We start from the raw sequence: 267 nt of genomic DNA, 5'->3' as shown, positions 1-267 counted from the left end.
CAAGCCCTAAGCGAGCGAGCTTTTCTAAAGGCGTCGGGATCAAAGTTTTGCTGTGCTATATCTTCATCTTTATAGCTTTGAAAACCGCTAATATAACCAGCAGTTTGTTGATCTAAATTGGTATACGTAAGCCCAGAAACTAAGCTTAGGTTGTTATTATTATAGCGATGGCGCACATTTATTTTTTGTTGCTTTACGCTTTCGTCATCTCGATAACCGCTATCATCCGTAAAACTAGCATTAATACCTAGGCCTGAATTATCCATG

Annotated in this window: 1 protein-coding gene; it reads right to left on the bottom strand. The window is 39.0% G+C overall.

Going from position 1 to position 267, the window contains the following annotated elements; genetic code table 11:
* On the bottom strand, positions 1 to 267 hold a 267-nt coding region (locus SB765_RS30275; protein WP_410932574.1), incomplete at both ends, for a hypothetical protein.

It is taken from the genome of Pseudomonas sp. SIMBA_067, from assembly GCF_046534675.1.
Classification (GTDB): Bacteria; Pseudomonadota; Gammaproteobacteria; order Pseudomonadales; family Pseudomonadaceae; genus Aquipseudomonas; species Aquipseudomonas putida.
Note: the sequence above shows the minus strand (reverse complement) of the source record. Positions and strands in the feature narration are given on the sequence as shown.